This is a genomic window from Prevotella sp. TCVGH, from assembly GCF_023522295.1.
GTDB classification, from domain to species: Bacteria; Bacteroidota; Bacteroidia; order Bacteroidales; family Bacteroidaceae; genus Prevotella; species Prevotella timonensis.
On record NZ_QFFX01000047.1, the window covers coordinates 1 to 22,675 of the forward strand.

Sequence of the window (22,675 nt, forward strand, 5' to 3'; positions counted from 1 at the left end):
TTCACGCTAAGTGAATGATAATGAACAGTTAATAAATTACAAATATTTTCCAATTATTTGGAAAGCAACATAGAAGATATGAGGTGAGAACACCAAACTTTCCACCTTCATAAGCCCATATCTCTGGTGCAGCATCGTAACCGCCCATGAGTTGCCACTCCTTCACATGTTCATCTAACTCGACAATCTTTCCTCTGTTCAGGGTAAAGTTTCCACCAACGGTCCAGCGCCAATCTTTGTTACGTATGGGCGTTACGTCCATCTGAATTTCAACACCTGAGTTTTGAATGTTGCCTGCATTAATGAGTTGGCTGCTTGCACCTGCCTCGCTAACCGACCCCACACGCATAATTTGGTTAAAGGTATTGGTCTTGTAATAAGCAAAGTCGAGCGTTAAACGTTCATCGAAGAATCTAAGATCTGCTCCCAACTCAATGGACTGCTGAATCTCAGGCTTCAAGTTATCGTTGAACATGGTTCCTAAGTTAGGGGTTGCGGACAGAACCGACCCACTCTTATCGGGCTTGTAAATAGACCTTTGGTCAAATACACCATATCCATTACTGGTGGCATAGGCCGATGTACCCATACCCACACGTGCAATGGATGCGCGAAGTTTACCAAAAGTAAACCACTTTGGCAGATCTTTTCTAAACGAGTCTGAGAACACCCACGACAAGTTGGCTGATGGATAAAATACGGTATAGTTATTTTGTCCATTGGTAATATAGGTTGGGTAAGTAAGTGTAGACAACCAGTCATTACGTGCAGTAAGTTCAAGGAACACCTGATCTCTCCATCCAAGATTTACAATGCCATAGATACCAAGTGTACGCTGATTGGCTGGCATATAATCAAATGTGGGTTCTATCTTGTTGGTTGAATTAGAGAAAGCAAACACGCCTGGGATGACCAATCCTCCATTAGTACCCTTCGCCCAATTGTTGCGTGGGGTGTTGCCATACAACTCAGCGGCTACAATACCAGATAAGGTAAGCTCTTCTGTACCAATGGTAAACTTGTTATCAGGCGAATTGAGCATAGCCAAGAAGTTATAACTTCCCTCGGTGCTTCCGCTTCGCCCATAATAACCTGCCCCTGTGGGTCCATAGTCGGGTCCTGTACCATACTGACGCTCCTCATAGTTTACGCCGTAGTAATTGTAGTTGGCTTTTAGGCTGGCTTTAAGCCATGGCATAATATTAGCACGCAACGTAACATCGGCCAGAATAGACTGCTCCGACCGCTGCCTTACGTTCGTGTCACGGGTATGTAGGTAGCCTCGCAGACTTCCCCAAGGGGAAGTTGATTCTACAGCATGGGTCACAGGGTCGCGGTACATGCTGGCATAGTGGGCGATATCCATATTACGCGGCAGATTATAAGCAGATATCATACCAACGTTATTACCCCAGTCCCAACCACCTTGGCTACCACCGTTGAGCGATCGAGAGAAGGCATACTTGAAACCGATTTCGAGCGAGAATACCTTATTTAATTCTGTCATTCCCTTGAAGGACACATTGTGACGGTCGAAGCTGTTGCGAATAAAAACACCATTGTTCTTCATAAATCCATACGACAGGCGGAAAGATGATTTCTCGCTGCCACCACTGATAGCCACATTGGTATTATTGTTCAATCCTGTTTTGTACAAATCTTTCCAATTGTTGGGTTTTGGAGAGAATGGGGTCTTTTGTCCATCGGGCATGTATTGATTTATCAGTTGCCCATCCATCCTCGGGCCGAAGCTGTTAGGCGTCCGCTGCAATGAGCCATCTGCCATGAATCCACCCTGATAACCGTTGTATGTTGTTCCAGCCCCATATATATCTTGCAGGTCGATGGGAGATTTGTAGATATCTGTCACCTCAATTGACTGACTCACCTCTATTCCTAAACCTCGTTTACCAAACTTGCCACCCTTTGACACGATGACCACAGCACCATTGGCACCCCTGGAACCATACAATGCTGTTGCTGCGGCACCTTTCAACACCGTAACACTCTCATAATCTGCGGGGTTCAGGTTCTTGAGTTGCGACCCCCAGTCTGTGCCGCTTAGGTTTCCAGTCAACGGCTCTTGGATGATCATGCCGTCAATCACAAAAATAGGTGCATTGTTCTTATCAATAGACTTAGCACCACGAATAGTAATGGCTGATGAGGAAGTTACCCCTGATGCGCCTGCAGTATTAATCTGCACACCAGCCACCTTACCTTGCAACGCATTCACTGGGTTCACGGCGTTGATACGCTCAATCTCTTCTGTGGACACCTTTGTAGTAGCATAGCCCACTTGCTTGGCTTGTTTAGGCATGCCATAAGCTGTTATCACTACCTCATTGAGCGTCTTGTCATCGTTCACAAGTGTTATCTCTATCACCTTTCTACTACCGTCGTAAACAAATTCGTAGGGTTTGTAACCTAAGTATGTTACCACAACCACGGTACCCTTGCCAACATTGGATAACGTAAACCTGCCATCAATGTCGGTAATCGCACCCAATGATGAGTTCTTTACCCTGACCGATGCACCGACTATCACTTCTCCTGTGTTGTCCTTGACAACACCAGAACATGTTCCATTCTGTTGGGCTACGGCAACAGTTTCCACGAATCTCTCATTAGACGCATGGATAGGCAAATTTAACGCCGCAAGCACTGCAATCAACAGAACGGATGCTGAACAATTGATAACCTTTAACATATAGAATTAAAGTTAAACAAATTAAACTTAGGGCTCTATTTATCAAACCGACTTACCGTCGCCAGAGAGCCTATGTTGAGCTAACGGTAGTACTAAATGGAGGGCTGTCATTATACCACAGCCGTAAATTTGCGTCAAATATAAGCTTATTTTTGCATACTTACAACTTTTTAAGTAAAAATATATCAAGATTTTAATTTGCTTGTAATGACAACAAAAATAAAGGTAAAACCTACTAATGTAGAAAGTACATCTAATCTGTCTCAAACGACATCATCATAGGGCATGCGCTTGAAGTCTTTCAATCCAATACAGACGGTGAAAGAAAACGATTATTGAATTACAACATGGGTAACAAGATAGTTCAAGGAGAACTAAGGGAAAATATATGAAGTTTTTGGTTCTATATTATACAAATCTTAACATTCTAAAAAAAATATAGATAAAACGCTTGTAAAGTTTCCACATTTTTCTTACCTTTGTAAAGAATTTATAAGATGAATTTCAATGTACAACTTTGGTTTTAACGGCATAACGTCTACGAAACAAGTAAATAAAAGTTATGCATAAACACAATGACCAAAGCGTTTTTTACATGAATTCTTTTTTAATTATTAACATAAAACATTCAGTAATGAAAAAAATTATGACGAGAATCTTTTCCTTAGTAGGCATTTTACTACTGGGAAGTCTCAAATCAACGGCACAAGTGAATGACGTGTCGTTTATCGTATCTCCCTCTGCAGAATACATTTGGTGGGACAAGGATCTTTCTATTGATAACATGCCGCTTTATGGTGGTAAATTAGGCTTCGGTTTCGGACCGCTTTTTGAGTTGCACGCATTCTATCTGCGTGGCAATGACACCAATGCAAAAGTACGCAGACAAAATTGGCTTACAGACGAAGGATGGGCGAATAATATCAGAGATACCAAGATGGATTTAATTAAGTACGGAGGTGAAATCAAATTGAATCTTTGGAAAAATAGCTATTTTGCGCCATATCTTACAGCAGGTGGTGGAGTTCAACAAATGAAGTACAACTCTTATACCAATGATGCGCTGATGACAGATGTACCTATGAAAGATGAACAGCTCTTTGCTTCGCTCGGTGTAGGTGCTAAGTTTAACCTCAGTCCTCGTGCAGTCCTCTCACTTGAAGCAAAGAATACCATGTTCAATGCCAGCAAAGGTAGCTACTTAATGAGACCAGAGTATGATAAATCTGACGGTGGCAACCACCTATATAATTGGACGGCTGGTGCAACACTTGACTTTTATTTGGGTGGTAGAACTGAAGATTCCAAAGATGCCATCAGTAGAGAATATCGCAATATGTTCTCAGGTGGTCTCAAAGGGCTGAAGTTTGTGGTTGAACCTGCAGTAGCTTATCTTGATTTTGACAAAGATATGCCAATGACCGACACCTATCTGATGGGGGTTAGTGCAGGTTTTGACTTGTCTTCATTGGTAGGTATCCGTGGATTCTACTATCAGGCTAACAAAGAGGCTGACAAACTTTCACTTTCTTTCTCTAAGAATTTGGCATTGTATGGTGGTAACATCATCACTCGCCTTAACTTCCCAAGAGGCATTAACCCTTACTTACAGTTAGGTGGAGGTTATATGAAGGTTGGTGATAAGTATGCCGATGAGAAAGGCAACACCACAGCCGAAAGTTCTCCATTTGTATTTGGAGGTGCTGGTATTGAAATTCCAATCAGCAAGTACGTTGCACTCTTTGGTACCGCCAATGCTATGTTCACCTCTGAAAAGGGAGTCAAAGAAGAGAATATTCAAAGCCCTGATCATATCAACACTAGCATGCTGTACAATGCAGGTTTGAGAATCAACCTCGGATTGGCTGCCGATGGCGAAAAGAAATATAATAAATACGTAAATCGTCGCTTAGATGCACAGCGCGAAGCTTCTAACGAAGAACTGAACGATTTGAGATCACGCTATGATGAAAGAATTGACGAATACGATAGCCAGATTGCGGATTATAACGAAAAGATATCGAACTATGATCAGCAAATGGCTCAGTACGATGAGCGCGTAAATAAGCTCAAGGCTGACTACGAGAAGCGCATTAACAAATTGGACAAAGACTTAGAAAACGCATTGAAAGCTAACGATACCATTCGAGTAACTGAAATCGCACGCCTGAAAACTCGTCACCAGCAAGAACTTGAAAACATTGAAAATGACGAAATGGCTATCAAGCGGAAATTAGTGAACGAACTTGGCGAAAGCAAGGGTAACAATGTGAAGATGACACGTAGTCAGCTCAACGAATTGGTTAACCGTATTGCAAGAGAAGCAAGAAATGACGCACGTAATTATAACTATGATTACGATTACGACTATGACGTAAATTATGCACAGCCACAGGAGTCTTATCGCTCTGTAGCTCCTCAGCAAAGAATTGCTCCCGTTCAGAATAATGAAACAGAGCAACTCAAAAGAGAACTCCGTATCATGAACGAGAAATTAAATAAGGTGATTAGCCAAAGAAATAACGCTGTAGGAACCACTATTGTTACTGACGGTAGCGGCGTCGTTGCTAATGAATTGGCACCTGCAACAGCTTATAATTCTGGCGCTTATCAGCCAACTGCTAACAGAGGCTTGAAGCTTAACCGCATCGGAATCTTCACAGGAGTAGGCTTTGGCGACTTGACTTCTTGGAACATTGGTGTGCGTGGTTACATGCAAATTGCATCAACAAACCTCGACTTTGTACCAGAACTCTATGCAGCCATGGCGGACAACAGCGGAATGGGTATTTCTGCAAATATCATCTATAATTTCAAGATTGCCTCGTTAGGTAAGTTTGAACCTTATGCAGGCTTTGGTCTTGGTATTTTCCACGGTAAGGACACACACTTTGGCTCTAACTTACTCCTTGGTGTAAGCACTGAAATGTTAGGCGGAAAAGTATTCTTTGATTATTCTGCACGTAGCTTGACGAAGCAGAATCAGTTAGCTGTGGGGTATTCATTCACATTCTAAATTGAGACACATGCTGAAAAAACAATATCTGGTAGCACTTGCTCTTCTTGCACTCCCTATCACGTATGCAGATGCGACACCTGTGGTAAGTGTTGCACCTGCTGCAGATGATACCATCATCGTTGATAGAGATGAATTGATGGACGTGCTAAGAAGAGTATCTACCAGTGAAAAAAGAAAAACAAATAGGTCAATGAGGAATATGCGTCAGCAGAAAAGAGAACAAAATTATCATCGGATAAGCCCAGGAAAAACGACACCTGTGTATAATTCCTCTTCGAGACGTGTTGAATACATTCCTTTGTACGAACCTCAAGTTGGAAAGATACAGGGTTATCAACCTTATTTACCAATACAGAACTTGCAGCCAAATTCCTTGGACACGACAGATTCTCAAGATGCTCAACAATTGCAAGAGCAGATTGATCAACTGCAAAAACAAATTGAACTCTTAAGTCAAACGGTGAAAGATCCTGCACTTAGACAGCAAGTTGACTCCATGGCAAAGCAGCAAAATGCGCTACGTGCCAAGAAGGATACGCTCATCATGAGAGCTCCTGCGAATAATCCAACAGAACAATGCTGTCAAGAAAAGGCGCTTGTTGAACCCACTCATCCTGTTAAGGTGACACCTTTTGACACTAATTTAAGACAGGTTTTCTTTGAAATTTCGTCTAATCAATTATCTAAAGAAGCCGAGCATACACTCGATGCGGTAGTAGATGTATTGAAAAACAATCGAAATTTAAAAGTAGAGTTAACGGGATTCTCCAGCAAAGATGGACCAAAAGCTTTTAATAAAGATTTGGCTATGCAGAGAATGAATAGTGTAAGGGCGTATTTAGTCAATCATGGCGTAAATACAAACCAAATTTCTGCACTTTCATACGGCATTGATAAAAAGTCGGAAATGAAAACTTATGCGCGTAGAGTAGAGCTTTGCATCTCTCTATAAGCATTGGTGTTATTCACGAAATCCAAAGGTTGAAGTGTTCGTCCGAATGGACATTTAATTGAAATGTTTAACGACTTGCAATTCAACCTTCACATACTGTAAAAATAACCACTCGTGGTTTTTGCAACAATCGATTTCCCATCATGGGAAGCTTTGTACAAAAAATCGATTTCCATACCATTGCAAAAAGCCCGAGTGGTTATTTTTTATGCTTCAGGATGTACACTTATTGCGCCCTATTCTTCCTCAAGATTACGCAAAAGGAATGAAACTATCATGAACACTACCCTCACATACACATACTGTTGTTTCATCTTATTGATTAAAAAATCTCGAAAGAAGACTCTTTAATTACAAGTTTTTATGTAAATTTGCCCTATTAACCATTTTAATAACTTGAAAGATAACTAACAAATGAATGATGTTCATAACAAACCAAAACTGCGAAAACCACGCTGGCTTTATACAAAAATAGAAGGTGGCGAAAGGTATGGTTTGGTAGAATCGACGATAGAGCAAGGAGGATTACATACCATTTGTACCAGTGGACAATGCCCAAACAAAGGACATTGCTGGAAGAACGGAACGGCTACCTTCATGATTTTAGGCGATCGCTGCACTCGCGCATGCCGATTTTGTGCCACACAGACGGGACACCCATTACCTCCAGATGAGCAAGAACCCATAAAAATAGCAAGAGCCGTTAAGGCAATGAAGCTGAAACATGCCGTTATCACATCGGTGGATCGTGATGACCTGCCCGACAAAGGCGCTGCACAATGGGCAAAGACCATAAGCGAAACAAGAAATCTGTGCCCTGACACCATTATCGAAATATTGATACCTGATTACCGAGGAGAACTGTTACAAATGGTGTTGGCTGCAAAGCCTGATATTGTTGCACATAATCTTGAGACTGTTGAGCGACTAACTCCCTCGGTACGGAGCAAAGCCACTTACCAAAACAGTATGGAAGTGCTGAAAGAAATTGCTGCAACAGGCGTGATGACAAAGACGGGCATCATGGTTGGATTAGGCGAAACACAGGACGAAGTGTTAACGACTATCCACGAAGCTTACCTTGCTGGATGCCGTATGCTCACCATTGGGCAGTACCTTCAACCGTCTCCCAAGCAATTGGATGTACAGGAATATGTTCATCCTGACATCTTCTCTTTATACAAAGCAAAAGCACTCGAGATGGGTTTTGCCAACGTTGAAAGTGCGCCATTGGTACGTTCTTCCTATATGGCAGAAGAGTCGTATGTCAGAATGATGTTAAGAAAAAGAGCAAAGACTGGAAGTTAGTTGTGAAATAAGTCCACAAATGCGATTCCCTTGGATTGTTAAATGGCTTGTCTATCTATCGCAACATGGCAAAGTCTCAAAACATATTCCGCAAAGTGTAAAATGAAATGAGAAGCATCCTTGGGGCTGATTGCCTTCAGAATGCTTCTCACCATATTTGCGCACAATGTATTCTTGAACAAATGTCACCAAGTGATGCCAGATCAGTCGTGATAATACACTCGTTTCACGCGGTTACTAACGCTCGTAAGAACCTCATAAGGAATGGTCTCAAGAATGTCTGACAACACTGTGACGGGCAGATGCTCACCGAATATCTCAACTCTGTCTCCTTCTTTACAATCAATACCCGTCACATCGATCAATGCTACATCCATACAAATATTGCCCACATAGGGAGCACGCTGCCCATTGACCAAACAATAACCATGCCTGTTTCCTAATCTACGATTCAGTCCATCCGCATAACCTATGGGAATGGCAGCAATAACACTATCATGCGCTATCGTTCCCTTTCGACTATAGCCCACCGTATCGCCAGCTTTCACTTCACGTTTTTGAAGAATGGTTGTCCTTAAAGTACTCACTTGATGAATCACTTGGTTGGTTCTTGGATTGATACCATACAATCCCAAACCTAATCTACACATATCTAATTGGCGTTCTGGGAAGTGTTCAATTCCCGCAGAATTATCCATGTGACGAATAATTTTATGGGTGAATGCAGCTTGCAAAAGCTTGCTACCTTCATCAAACAAAGCAAATTGTTGTGCGGAGAACGAATCGAAGTCATCACTATCCGACCCCACAAAATGTGAAAAGACAGAACGTGGAATGATTGCATTTTGGTGTTTCAACCGAGAAATCAATGTCTGCATGTCTTTTTGAGGGTCAAATCCCAAACGATGCATACCCGTATCCAACTTGATATGCACAGGATAGTCTGTAATGCCTTCTTTCTCAGCAGCTTTTACAAGGGCGTCCAATAATCTAAAAGAATACACTTCTGGCTCTAAGTCATAATCGAAAAGCATCTTGAAAGAACTCATCTCGGGATTCATCACCATGATGTTAGCAGTGATTCCATTCTTGCGAAGCGTTACACCCTCATCGGCTACTGCCACCGCTAAATAGTCCACACGATGGTCTTGCAAGGTCTTCGCTACTTCCACAGCACCAGCTCCGTAGGCATCTGCTTTAATCATACACACGAGTTTTGTACCATGCTTGAGCAAAGAGCGATAATAATTCAGATTGTCGACAATGGCATTCAGATTTACTTCCAAGATAGTTTCATGAACCTTCCGCTCCAGTCTCTCGGTGAGTTGGTCAAAATTAAATCTACGTGCCCCTTTTAACAAGATTACTTCGTCATGGAGTTGCGCAAACACTTCGCTCTTTTCAAAAGCTTCTACCGTAGGGAAGAAGAATTTCTTTGGCGTTTCAATCAAATTCCGATTAGCAGAAAGTTGCTTTCCAATACCAATCAATTGAGACACGCCCCGCTTGACAGCCAAGCTGGACACCTCTTTATATAACTCCGATGGCTGACGTCCGCTCTGGTCTATGTCGCTAATGATTAATGTCCGGCTGCGGTTTTGCTGATCTGGACGACGGTTCATAAAGTCCAAAGCAATGTCCAAAGAGTTGATATCCGAATTATAGGAGTCGTTTATCAACGTACATCCGTGCTGACCTTCCTTTACTTCAAGTCGCATGGCGACAGGCTCCAACTGTTGCATTCGTTCATCCAAGGCACTCATGGACATCCCCATTTCTAACGCTACCACGGCACATTCGATGGCATCCGCTACAGAAGCCTCATCGATGAACGGTATAGAAAACCAATCCTCGCGTTCATGGTACACATAAGTGATGGTTGTCATCGTTGCTTTCTTTTCCACAGTCTTGATGAAGAAAGGCGCACTTTTATCGCTCATCGACCATGCCAACTTCTTTCCTCGTAAATCGGAATCGTTGACAACCTTTTGAATAATAGGGTCATCAGCAGGATAAACCAAAATTTCTGCATCATTTAAGAGAATCATTTTCTCCCTGCATTTATCTTCCATGGACGCAAAATTTTCTTGATGTGCATCGCCAATGTTTGTCAACACAGCAATGGTAGGCTGAATCATGTGCTGCAATGCCGTCATTTCTCCTGGCTCACTAATCCCTGCTTCAAAGATTCCAACCTGTGTCTCCTCATTCAGCAACCACACAGACAATGCCACACCTACCTGCGAATTATAACTTCGAGGCGAACGAGTGACGAAGAACTGTGGAGAAAGTAATTGATACAACCATTCCTTCACCATTGTCTTGCCATTCGAGCCTGTAATACCCACAATGGGAATATGAAACTCTTCACGATGACATTTTGCCAATCTTTGTAAAGCCTTGCAAGGATTTAGCACCCTTAGAAAGTTGGCTTCAGGATACAGATGTTCATAATCCACGGGTACGGATGATACCACAAAGTTTCTAACGCCTCGTCGATAGAGTTCTGGTATATAATGATGTCCATCGTTTCTGTCTGTCTTCAAAGCAAAAAACAGCGTCTCTTCTGGGAAACACAGTGAACGACTGTCAGTCAATAAGAAACCTATTTGAGCACTATTAGAACCATAACGCTGTGCCCCTATTTGCGTTATCACCTCTTCAATATTATAAATCATATCTTTCTGGATTTTCCATTGCAAAGGTAATCTTTTTCTGTATCCTCCCAAAAGAAATGATACAAATAACTTGAATGCCTCCACCAACAGCTTCCTGTCAATGAGGTAAAGAATCTGGTCTACAATGAAAAGCGATATAACTACTGGCACAAAAGAAAATCACACAGACTCTTACTGATGAAAGAATCTGTGTGATTTGACGTTCCGCTTCTACTCAGCGTAATCGTTTCAAGGAGATTACCAACCTGGATTTTGCTTTAATTCCTTGTTAAGCGTTATCTGTCCTGTCGGAACAGGATAGAAATAATGCTTCTTGTCAAAGGTGCGAACTTGCTTCAAGGTATTCGAACCAATCATATATCCTTCAGTATTCACATCAACTTCAGGATTCTTCAAATACTTTAAGTTAGCGCCAAGATAGATGTTGGGATGCTTTTGTGAATCTAACAAGTCAAGTTGGTGCCAACGTATCAAGTCCCAGTAACGATACCAGTTGTCAAACATCAACTCGCAACGGCGTACTCGTCGGATTTCCCACAACAAGTTGCTAACATTCATGTTATTAGCGGGGTCAGCCTCTGGGGTTGTTGTCATATTTGGCAAGCCTGCACGCTTCTGTAAAAGGTTCACACTCTTATCCAAATCTGCTTGTGTTAAATTACCTAACTCTGCTTTTGCTTCCGCATAATTCAAGTAAATCACTGACAACCAATAGATAGGACAATCGGTATATTGCTTACCAATGTTGTTTCGGTCAGTGGTAGTCATTTCCTTAGGGTTATCATATTTGGCTACACCATATCCTGTGGTCGAAGTAAATTCATTCGAACCAGCACGCGAATAAGGCTTTCCCTTAAATACCAAAACCGTATCTATAGTTACAGCTAAACGCTTATCGCGCACTGCGAGCAAAGAATTGATGTTAAAAACACCATTCGCATCTTCCTGTACTGCATCGGAATTGTTCAATGTCGTTGTTGCCTTTGGCTTTCCATCCAAGAACAAATAAGCATCAAAGGCATCCTTTGTCATACCGTGTGTACCACTGGTATTCAAAGTATAATCGACTGTTGAGTGCATTAAAACGTTCTGAGAATAAGGCTTGTAAAAGATGATTTCAGGATTTTTACTCAAATCTATCGAATTATAAATACCCTGATAAGAATCATTGAGCTTGTATCCCTTCTTCATCAATGCCTCACATGCCGATACACACTCATTCAAATACTTTTGGGCACGTGCCACATCCGGACCTTTGCCAGCATTTTCTCCAGCAGTACGGTATTTACAATAGGTTCCTTCAAACAAAGTAACATCTGCTTTCATTGCCAATGCCATATCGGCTGTAAAACGTTGTTTGTTGCTTCCCTGAATGTGTTTGGCTGCAAAATCTAAATCGTTTAACACGCTATCCATGACAATATCGCGATCTACTCTCGGACCATACAACACGTCATTATCGTCAGTTGACACCACATGACCTACCCATGGCACATCTCCATATTCTCTCACGAACTGGTAATACTGCCAGGCACGATTCAAACGGGCGATGCCTTCATAACTTGCCTTCACCGTTTCTGACAACGTAGAGGATTTCAAACCCTGAATAATATAGCTGGCGCGTCGTATTTCTGTTAATGGATTTGACCAGTTACTTGAGGCAGAAACCACGTTGGTGTATGACCACAGGTTATCTTGATAGCTCACTTGGTCATCACTCAAGGTCTTAAAATAGAACCATCCACCACCGCCAGCATTGCCATAACCTACATAGTTATTCAGGAAGTGGTTACACTGGTTGTCTAAGTTGCAGGAATTACTCCAATATGATGGGGTATTGATAAAGGTGTCGTCAGGGCTGATGTCTAAGAAATCATTACAACTTGACATCGCCGCTATCAAACCAATACCTAAAATAATGCTCTTTTTCATGATTGTTAATTTTTAGGAATTAAATTATAAGGTTACTTGAACACCGAAAGAGAACGTACGCGTAATGGGCGCTGTACGTCCCCAACCACCGTAAAGTTCACCTTCACCCGTGTTCACTTCTGGGTCTACAGGCAAATCGTGTCCTTTGTGTAACAAGAATAAGTTGTTACCACTGAAGTAAATACGTGCTCTCTGGATATATGCCTTTTGTGTCAAGGCTGTAGGGAGTGTATATCCAAAAGTGATATTCTTCAATCGTAGATACGACATATTTATCAAATAGCGTGACTGTGGATAATAGTTGTTTCTACCATTATTAATTCCTGACACAGTCCCTGCTACATCATTGTCAGGAAACAGTCGAGGATAACGATTGGCTTGATTAATTTCATATCCCTTAATTGTTTTCCAGTCTGAAGAATAAAGAACTCTATTATAGCTATTTTGATGTGAATATACTGCAAGATCTGCACCTCTCATCAAAGGGAAATTTAGCGAAGAGATAGTCCAAGCATCACGCTTGCCAACACCCTGGAAGAACAAATCCAAATCGAATCCCTTCCAGCTACCACCTAAATGGAAACTATATTCGTAACGAGGCAAGATATTTCCTATCACTTTCAGGTCGCCATGATCATCGGCAGTGCCTTTACCACCATCGATAACACCGCTACCATCTAAGTCTTTATATTTGATATCGCCAGGACCATAATGGAAAGACCCCTGCTCCAAACCTTTTTGCGAGGCGATGCCTTGTGCATAGTTCCATGTACCATCGGTATTTTGACCTGTGAAATCTGATTCTTCAAAATATCTATCCGTCTCGAATCCCCAAATATCACCATAAACCTTACCCGAGTAATTGGTATTCAACAGTTTCGCATCATTGCGCCACTCTTGTACCGTAGTCTTGGAATCACTCAAGTTAAAGTTAGCATATACATTCACCTCTCCGAAGGTGTGGTTCCAGTTGATATTAAATTCCCAACCACGTGTGCGCAGCGTTCCTGCATTTTGATAAGGTGCAGCGGTACCTAATACGTCAGGCAAGACTTGCGATGGAGCTAACATATCTCTATTTTCACGTTGGAACCAGTCAAAGCCCATCATCAATTCGTTATTGAAGAAGCCTAAATCCAAACCTAAGTCAATAGTGCGAATGCGCTCCCATGTCAATGAATTAGCAACTAATTTTGGCATGTTGAACATGGTTAGTTTATTGGCATTAGCAATATTATTTCCTACCCAATACACATAACGTGAATTCGTTTGATTGATGAGTTCTTCAAACATGTAATCACCAATGGCTTCATTACCAATTTCACCAAACGACGCACGCAACTTACCATTGCTTACTACCTTCTTCAAAGGCTCAAAATAAGCCTCTTCGGAGAAGCGATAACCAGCCGAAGCCGATGGAAAGAAAGCCCAATGAGCATTGTGTGGGAAACGTGAAGAACCGTCATAACGACCATTCAGTTCTAAGAGATAAATGCCCTTGTAATCGTAGTTCAATCGTCCAAAATAACCTGCCGAAGCCATTTCCGAGTGCGCCCACTTAATGTCTTGTCCTTCTTGTGAAGCCAAATTCAACTCAGGCATCCCCTCATCGAACAAACCACTACGCTTTCCATACAGGTAAATATAATCGGACTTCTCGGCATTCACACCTGCCATGGCTTTGAAATGATGATTTCCCCAACTCTTATCATAGTCCATATAAGCATTGAGGGTCCAAGTATTGCTCTTTGAGTTGTCACGCCAAACACCAGTTTGACTTGGTGAAACTATATAACCAGGCTTAATTCCACCCCAATTAATACCATATACAGAAAAATCTTCGGAAGCACTATTCATGTTTTGAATGGCATATGTAAAATCAGCATAAAATGACATCTCTTTTGTTAAATTTGCTCTAAGAAAAGCATTTAAGCGTGAAAAATCGGTTGTTACACGCTCATCTGAAGCCTGTTTTAAAATAGCCATGGTACGGTGATCCAAACCATTAATACTTCCAGAAGGTAAGAATGATGCGTCCCAACGCCACAAATATTGATAGGTTTTATTCCATGTATCAGGATGCTTATATTGTTTACGAGTAAAGTTGATGCGGGCTCCAACTTGTAACCAATCTGTTACAGAACTCGTTACATTCACAGAAGCATTATATCTATCTAATTTATCTGGATGCAATTTTAAGAGTCCTTCTTTTCTATCATAAGCTAAAGATAAATAATAATTAGTTTTACTCGAAGAACCTTGTACCGATAGTTGATGGCTTTGAGAAGGTGCTGCTTTGGTAAAATAGATTTTGTTGATGTCCCAATTAGCGTAGTAATATGGAGTATTGCCCATCATTAAGTAATCTCCAACATTATTATCATCCACATATTTTCTCATCTCTTGGTAGTCAAGCCTTCCTTTATTCTGTTGTTTCCATTTTTCTGCATAAGGTAACAATTTATCAAAATACATTCCGAAAGCCTCTACTTCGTATTTATTATTATTAGCCATGCCTTCTAATGCCGCTCTCAATCTTGTTGGTACGTCAACGAAATCTGGCAAATAGGTTGCTTGATCCCAAGAGAAGTTGTTGTTATACGTCACAGTTGTGCGTTCTGCGGGGTGTGCTCCCTTGGTTTGAATCAAGATAACACCGAAAGCCGCACGTGTCCCGTAGATAGAAGTGGATGCAGCATCTTTCAACACAGAAATGCTCTCAATGTCCTGTGTGTTCAGGAATGAGATGTCATCCATAGGCACGCCATCTACGACTATCAGCGGATTGCTCACTGCCTTGTTACTCAAGGTACCTACACCTCTTATACGCATAGATGCTTGTTCGTTAATACCACCACTCGATGAGGTAATAGTAAGTCCTGGCACTGCTCCTTGCAGGGCTTTCGTCACGTCTTGCTGAGGACGACCTGCCATGGTTTTGCTCAAATCAACCGTCGAGACTGCTCCCGTCAGGTTGGCTTTCTTCTGCGTACCATAACCCACAACCACTACCTCAGAGAGCTGTCCAGCATCTTCTTCAAGTTTCACCTGCATGTCTCGTTGCGCACGAAGCGTAACTGACTTATAGCCCACATAAGAAATTCTGAGTTCTGTACCTGCTCCAACTGAGAGTGAAAAACGACCATTCAAATCGGTGATAGCACCCGTAGTTTTACCAATCACAGAAACAGTAGCTCCTACAATAGGTTCGCCTTTTGTATCCGTTACGACACCTTTGACAACTTGTTGTTGCATCGTCACATTTGACAAGGATGTAACACTGGTTGTCGCCATGACCGTCTGGGACGCAAAAGCACTACCTGCGACTGCGAGAATCGCACATAGACAATTTTTTGTTTTCATAGACCCATATATTTAAGTTAATTGAATTGACGATATTTTTCAATCGATGACACGACTCCCAAAGGGTGTGTTTATAAAGGTTTTATATGTTGTTCCTACGTCACATCGATTAGACAGATGCAGGCTTTATTGACTTTAAGGTTCTTATTAAAATATATTCGCGTTAGGTATCACAAAGATGACTTCGACAGCAAATATAGTAATATATTGTTAAATAAGCAAGCTTTCTTTGAGTTAATTAATGTTTTCAAATTAAAAATAATACTTCATTGCATCCTATAACGTTGTTTTTAGTCTTGCTTTTGACTAAAACCATGCAAAAATACAGCCCCATATCACTGGTTTTTATACATTCATAGCATAGCGATGTGACTCGTGGAAATGCACCATTTTCGTTGAAGTAAATAGCAAATTTTGTCCTAAAAAATGACAATAAAAAGGCTATTATAAATTCGTGAAATAGAAAAAAATAATGGGTAAATCAGGTGTCTTCAGACATCAAATGAGGCAGAAATTTGACTTTTCGGGATTGAAGCATGGAGATAACACGGTTGTTCACATGAGTTAAGCCTGCTATAAACAACAGATAAGACGATTAACCCATGATAATAAGGCACGAAATAGGCTGTTTTTTGGTCTTAAAAAGCGAAAAATGAGTCTGCTTTTCGACACATATTCTTATAACATACAGTGCACCAAAGACATAGCAAACTTTCTCATAACTTCGATATTTGAGACCAGTTGTGCACTTCCTGATTTACACGCGAGTTATGAAGCACTCCTTGTAAAGAAAAATGACATATTCAACCCTCCATGGAGAGTACTTGGATAGCACATAAAAACAATGCGTATCGAACTCATTTCACACAGATGTACGCAAAGCATGGTTTCGCTATTCGTCTACCAGATGTGTAGCATGATAAGCCACTAAGCCTTGCACAACATCCATACTCACCTTTGCTGGCTCAAAATCATAATTGCGACAAATCGATCGAAGTAAAACCGAAAACGCCATGGCTGTCTTCCCTGTAAAGTACACAGGATATTGTTGATAATCGTACTGAAACAGATTGCGGTGCAAAAAAGACTTGAAACTATCGGTCACCAAATCACTTACATAACCTGTGTGTTGATAATCCACCAAGAAACTTGTCACTGACGACAAATAATAATGCGGCAAAGGTTTGTCGTACACGGCACTCATCACCTCTGCTGCAGAAGTGTGATACTTGAAATAAAATGCTTCAATGAGTTCGGGCGGCGCCAACTCTTTAAGCACATCCGACAGGAAAGCACGACCAATGACCGACGCACTACCCTCATCTCCCAAAATATAACCACCGGGGCGCACATTTTTAGTAATGCGAGTGCCGTCATAAAAACATGAGTTGGAGCCTGTTCCCAAGATACACACAACACCTGCTGAGTCCATACACAATCCACGAGCGGCACCAAGCAAATCGCTCTCTACTGTTGCAGGCGTTTTGAACTGCGCCACCAATGACTGACTCACCTGCTTCTTGCGAGCTTCATCGCTACAACCAGCCCCATAAAAGTAGATATGTCCTAACTTTCGCTTGAAGTAGGCTTCACCCAAACCCAACCGAATGCTTCTACTCATCTCACGTCGTGTTTGGAAATAGGGATTCAAGCCCTCTGTTTCTTGTAAATCTATCAATTGATGTTGTTCCACAAAAGCCCATTCTGTCTTGTCAGAACCGCTCACAGCTATCAGATTCATTGTATATCGTACTCGTTTTTATATGATTGGAAGACAAAGTTACAAAGATTTTTTGTAAATTGCGGTAAATTATCTTCGTGAGTGCGCTAACAAAGAAATGAAGACCAAAAACAGAGACACAGAAATATTAAATCATGTGAATATTCGCAAATATTACTGATTTTATATTTCTAATTCTAAAAAATAATCTATCTTTGTTTGGCAACAATTCAGTAGAAAAGTACCCATAGCTATTAGTTTCGGTAATTCCTTAAAAGGAGACAAAAATACAACATGGGAACCTTGCACACGAATGTTGGCTACTATCCTTGAAACATGAACTATCTAACACGATGACCCATGAGAACATTTGGCTATTTTTTATCCTCGCTTAGCTGTCTATTGTTTGGCTTACAAACATTTGCTGACAATCCTCCCACAACCTTTGCGCCAACTTGCCAAACGCCGTTAGTGCAAGAACTGACATCGCCTAACCGTCCAAAATATGGACTGTTAAACCGCCATATTGCGATGTGGCAAAGTCATGGACGATACTACGAAGCCAAATTAGACCGTTGGGAGTGGCAAAGATGTCGCTTGTTGCAAACCGTTGAAGATCTATATACGCAAAGTTATGTACTACCTTTCTTGGTTCCCATGCTCGAACAAGCAGGAGCTAACGTACTGATTCCGCGCGAAAGGGATTGGAGCAGCTTTGAAGCCATTGTGGACAATGACGGCAACAGCTTTCAACCAAAGTCGAAATATAGCGAATATAACGGAAAAGAAAGTTGGAAAAATGGCACAGGAAAAGGTTTCGTCTACCTTCGAAAGACCTACACCAACTTTGAAAATCCATTTACCGAAGGCACTTATCGTATGGTGACCTCTATCAAGAACGGACAAGAGAGCAAAGCCGAATGGGTTCCACAGATTGACGAAACAGGCGAATATGCCGTTTATGTAGCCTATCATACCGTGCCAGGAAGCACCAATGCAGCCCATTATACCGTTTATCATCGGGGAGGAATCAGCGAGTTTAAGGTCAATCAACAAATGGGAGGAGGGACTTGGATTTATCTTGGAAAATTTGTATTCGACAAGAATTTAGGCAAAAGTCAGCGCATCGTCCTTAGTAACAAAACAGGTAAAGCAGGCGAAGTGGTGACAGCCGACGCTATTAAAATAGGTGGAGGAATGGGCAATATCGGCAGACCAGAAATAAGTACCTACCCTCGTTTCACTGAAGCAGCACGCTACTGGATGCAATGGGCGGGCGTTCCTGACAGCATCTACAGTCCTACGGCTGGAAAAGATGATTACAAAGACGATTATCAAGCACGAGGTGAGTGGGTGAACTGGTTGGCAGGAGGGTCTGAAAGCTATCCCGAAGGCAAAGGGTTGCACATCCCCATAGAGATGTCTTTAGCGTTCCATACAGATGCAGGCGTTACCAAGAACGACAGCACGATTGGTACGTTGGGCATTTACTTCACACAATCGTATGACAGTGTGTTTGCCAATGGTGCCTCGCGACAGCTTTGTAAGGAGTATGCCGAAACCATTCATAACAGTATTTTGCGAGACATACGGGCACAATTTGACCCAACGTGGCACAGCAGGAGCAACAAAGACGCGTCTTACTTTGAAGCCCGCACGCCACGAGTGCCAGCCATGTTGTTGGAACTGTTATCGCATCAGAACTTTGCAGACATGCGTTATGGGCACGATCCTCGTTTCCGATTTGCGGTAAGTCGTGCTATCTACAAAGCCATGCTGCGCTTTTCGTGCAAACAACATCAACAAAAATACGTGGTGACACCGCTACCAGTGAGTCACATGGCAGCCCATTTGACAGATAAGGGGCAGGTGGAACTTACTTGGAAAACTGTTGAAGACACGCTTGAACCCACGGCAAAACCCGACCGCTACATCGTATATACTCGTTATGGTCATGGCGAGTTTGACCATGGAAAAGTGGTAAAGCAATGTAAATATGTGGCAGACATACCTGCAGGTATGGTGTGCAGCTACAAAGTTGTGGCAATGAACGAGGGCGGTGTGAGCTTCCCATCGCAAATTGTAGCCGTAGGACGCAGTGCAAAGTCTCATCACAAAAAGGCTTTAATCGTCAACGGATTCGACCGTATATCGGCTCCTGCCGACTTTGAAGCACCTGCACCGTTGGACGCCTTGTATGCTGGATTCTTGGACAATGAAGACCATGGTGTGCCATATATGGTAGATATCAGTTATGTAGGCAGCCAAAAAGAGTTCAACAGGTCGCTCCCATGGCTCGATGATGATTCGGGTGGCTTTGGCGACAGTCATGGAAATGAAGAGACAACGGTCATTGCGGGCAACACATTCGATTATATCGCCCTGCACGGCGATGCTATCTTAAAGGCTGGATATTCGTTCGAATCATGTAGCAGAGAGCGCTTTAACACTTTTGCCAGCGACATTTCTTTCATCGACTTGATTTTAGGAAAACAACGACAAACCAAGTTGGGAAGTGGAAAGATATACCCCTTGTGCTTCAAAACCTTTACTCCCGAGGTACAACAACTGCTCACTGCTTACGCTCAACAAGGTACATCCATATTCGTGTCGGGCGCATACGTGGCAAGCGACTTATGGAACAACAAGTTAGCTAAGCCTCAAGAGGCAGATTTGGCTTTTGCCAAAAACGTTCTGAAGTATCAATGGCGGAACAGTAAGGCAGCCATTACAGGCCGTTTGTCGACTGTAAGATCGCCTTTGAACCTCACTAAAACGGAATATATCTATGCACACACTTTGAACCCAAACACTTATATAGTGGAGGCACCCGATGCCATCGAGCCTGCTTGCGATAGCGCTTACACCGTGATGCGCTATCCCGAAAACAACCTAAGTGCCGCAGTGGCATATCGTGGCACATACAAGACGTTTGTCATGGGCATACCGTTTGAAAGTATTATGGACAGCATCAAGCGCGAAAAACTAATGGCGGAGATTATCCGCTTCTTTGAATAAATAACATTGTTTGTTGAAAATCGAGCGTCTATGAAGATTCATCTTTGGCTTTGTAGCCTACTTACACTTCTACTGAGTGTTGACATTCAAGCACAGATTGGCAGTTTTCGTTTTGCCCAACTCACCGACATCCACTTGAGCGAAACAAATCCTAAGCCAACAGAAGACTTGCTCCGTTCGATAGCACAGATAAATGCAACGGACAGTCTTGACTTTGTTCTTGTCACTGGCGACCTCACAGAAGAAGGCGACAACGCCACTTTGCTGAAAGTAAAGCAGTGCTTAGACCTGTTACGCTATCCCTATTACACGGTCATGGGCAATCACGAAACCAAATGGAGTGAATCAGGATGTACCATGTTTAGCAAGATTTTTGGTGGCGAACGGTTTTCTTTCTACCACAAGGGCATTCAGTTCTTAGGATTCAACACAGGTCCATTCATGCGTATGGCACTCGGTCATGTGAAACCTCAAGACATATCATGGATTCAATCGACTATCAAGGACAAAAAACAACCAGTGATATTGGTCACCCACTACCCCATTTTAGAAGACGATGTGGATAACTGGTATGAGGTGACCGATGCTGTGAAGCCCTATAACATACGCCTTTTCATTGGTGGCCATTATCACAGAAACAAACAATTTACGTATGACGGCATCCCTGGTGTACTGATACGGACGAATCTGCGCGATGCAGACGGTCTGCCTGGTTATGGCATTTATGAAGTAACTCCCGACTCTATTCGGGTTTATCAACAACGCATAGGTGAAAAGAAACAAAGGCTTTATGCACTGTCACTAACAGACAAACCCTTTGATCACCAACAAAAGGCAAATAAATATCCAGATTTCTCTGTCAATAAAACGTATAAAAACGTCAAAAGGAAATGGTGCGTACAAACGGGAACAGCCATTTACAATTCTCCTGCCGTTGAAGATGATCGACTGTTTGTTGGAAACGATGCTGGTGAGCTCACTGCCTACCAGTTGAAGAATGGCAAGAAACTATGGACTTTCAAAGCAGGAAATCGCATTGTAGGCACACCTGCAGCGCGAAAAGGAATCGTCGTTTTTGGCTCTGCTGACCATCATATCTATGGTGTTGATACACAGAACGGCAAACTGAAATGGCAAGTAAAAGCCCAAGCGCCTGTATTAGGAGCCGTTACCATTGATGATGACATCGCTTATATCGGAAGTAGTGACCATGTGTTTCGTGCTATCAACATCAACAACGGTGAAGTGTTGTGGACTTATAATAAGGTAAAAGGATATGTAGAAACCAAACCTTTGGTAACCAATCAAGACGTTATCTTTGGTGCATGGGACAATACGCTTTACTCGTTAGACAAACGTAACGGTCATGAGAACTGGCGATGGACGGGCAACCTCACTCGAATGCACTTCTCACCAGCAGCCGTTTGGCCCGTTGCTATCAAGGATCGAATCTTTATTGTTGATCCAGAACGGGCACTAACCGCTATCAATAGCAAGACAGGAGAAACGCTATGGCGAACCTACCAGTCGAAAGTTAGAGAAACAATTGGCATTTCTGCAGACAAATTGCGTATCTATGCCAAGACTATGCAAGACAGTGTGGTTTGCTACAGTGCCACCGCCACCCAGCCACAACAGCTTTGGCGCACCAATTTGGGCTTTGGTTATGAGCATGCAACATCCATGATGGCAGAACAAAGGGGCATCGTATTTGGTAGTACAAAAGAGGGTTTGGTGTTCGCTTTGGATGCCAAAACAGGAGATTTGAAATGGAAACACAAAATTGGCAACTCACTCATCAACACTGTTGTGCCTGTTGGACGCAACCAACTGTTAGTCACTGCCGCCAGTGGAGAGTTGTGCCTCTTAAAATATCAATAGCATTTAACAACAAAAACATTTATAAGTTACTATGTTTGCAAAGGCTAACACACGGAGACAAGTCGGATGCCGCTCTTCGGAGGCTTCGCGCCTC

At 42.2% G+C, this 22,675-nt stretch carries 10 protein-coding genes; 5 read left to right on the forward strand and 5 right to left on the reverse strand.

The features are described from left to right. Positions 1 to 28: 28 nt before the first annotated feature. Entirely contained in the window at positions 29 to 2,710 is a 2,682-nt protein-coding gene (locus DEM91_RS09120) for a SusC/RagA family TonB-linked outer membrane protein (RefSeq protein WP_249858709.1), read from the reverse strand. Positions 2,711 to 3,344: 634 nt separating this feature from the next. Here DEM91_RS09120 and DEM91_RS09125 point away from each other — a divergent pair. From DEM91_RS09125 to lipA, 3 genes are all read left to right on the forward strand, one after another. Next, positions 3,345 to 5,726, forward strand: coding sequence for an outer membrane beta-barrel protein (locus tag DEM91_RS09125; RefSeq protein WP_195252500.1), 2,382 nt, complete (start codon positions 3,345 to 3,347; stop codon positions 5,724 to 5,726). Between the two features lie 10 nt (positions 5,727 to 5,736). Then, entirely contained in the window at positions 5,737 to 6,681 is a 945-nt protein-coding gene (locus tag DEM91_RS09130; protein ID WP_025072572.1) for an OmpA family protein, read from the forward strand. A gap of 414 nt (positions 6,682 to 7,095) precedes the next feature. After that, a complete protein-coding gene (gene lipA, locus DEM91_RS09135; RefSeq protein WP_249858710.1) occupies positions 7,096 to 7,989 on the forward strand; it encodes a lipoyl synthase in 894 nt (297 codons plus the stop codon). 203 nt (positions 7,990 to 8,192) lie between these two features. On the opposite strand, the gene DEM91_RS09140 is transcribed toward lipA, so the two are convergent. The 4 genes from DEM91_RS09140 to DEM91_RS09155 all read right to left on the reverse strand — a co-directional run bounded on the left by DEM91_RS09140 (position 8,193) and on the right by DEM91_RS09155 (position 17,703). Continuing rightward, the gene (locus DEM91_RS09140) at positions 8,193 to 10,667 is read right to left on the reverse strand and encodes a bifunctional UDP-N-acetylmuramoyl-tripeptide:D-alanyl-D-alanine ligase/alanine racemase (RefSeq protein ID WP_249858711.1); all 2,475 of its coding nucleotides are present in this window, start codon (positions 10,665 to 10,667) and stop codon (positions 8,193 to 8,195) included. Positions 10,668 to 10,904: 237 nt separating this feature from the next. Then, positions 10,905 to 12,599, reverse strand: a complete 1,695-nt coding sequence (locus tag DEM91_RS09145; RefSeq protein WP_249858712.1) for a RagB/SusD family nutrient uptake outer membrane protein — start codon at positions 12,597 to 12,599, stop codon at positions 10,905 to 10,907. 24 nt (positions 12,600 to 12,623) lie between these two features. Beyond that, on the reverse strand, positions 12,624 to 15,962 hold the full coding sequence (locus DEM91_RS09150) for a SusC/RagA family TonB-linked outer membrane protein (protein ID WP_195252497.1): 3,339 nt from the start codon (positions 15,960 to 15,962) through the stop codon (positions 12,624 to 12,626). Between the two features lie 892 nt (positions 15,963 to 16,854). Next, on the reverse strand, positions 16,855 to 17,703 hold the full coding sequence (locus DEM91_RS09155; RefSeq protein WP_249858713.1) for a hypothetical protein: 849 nt from the start codon (positions 17,701 to 17,703) through the stop codon (positions 16,855 to 16,857). A gap of 339 nt (positions 17,704 to 18,042) precedes the next feature. On the opposite strand from DEM91_RS09155, the gene DEM91_RS09160 reads away from it, so the two are divergent. Beyond that, entirely contained in the window at positions 18,043 to 20,700 is a 2,658-nt protein-coding gene (locus DEM91_RS09160; RefSeq protein ID WP_249858714.1) for a xanthan lyase, read from the forward strand. A 30-nt stretch (positions 20,701 to 20,730) separates the two neighbouring features. Beyond that, the gene (locus DEM91_RS09165) at positions 20,731 to 22,581 is read left to right on the forward strand and encodes a PQQ-binding-like beta-propeller repeat protein (RefSeq protein WP_249858715.1); all 1,851 of its coding nucleotides are present in this window, start codon (positions 20,731 to 20,733) and stop codon (positions 22,579 to 22,581) included. Positions 22,582 to 22,675 lie beyond the last annotated feature (94 nt).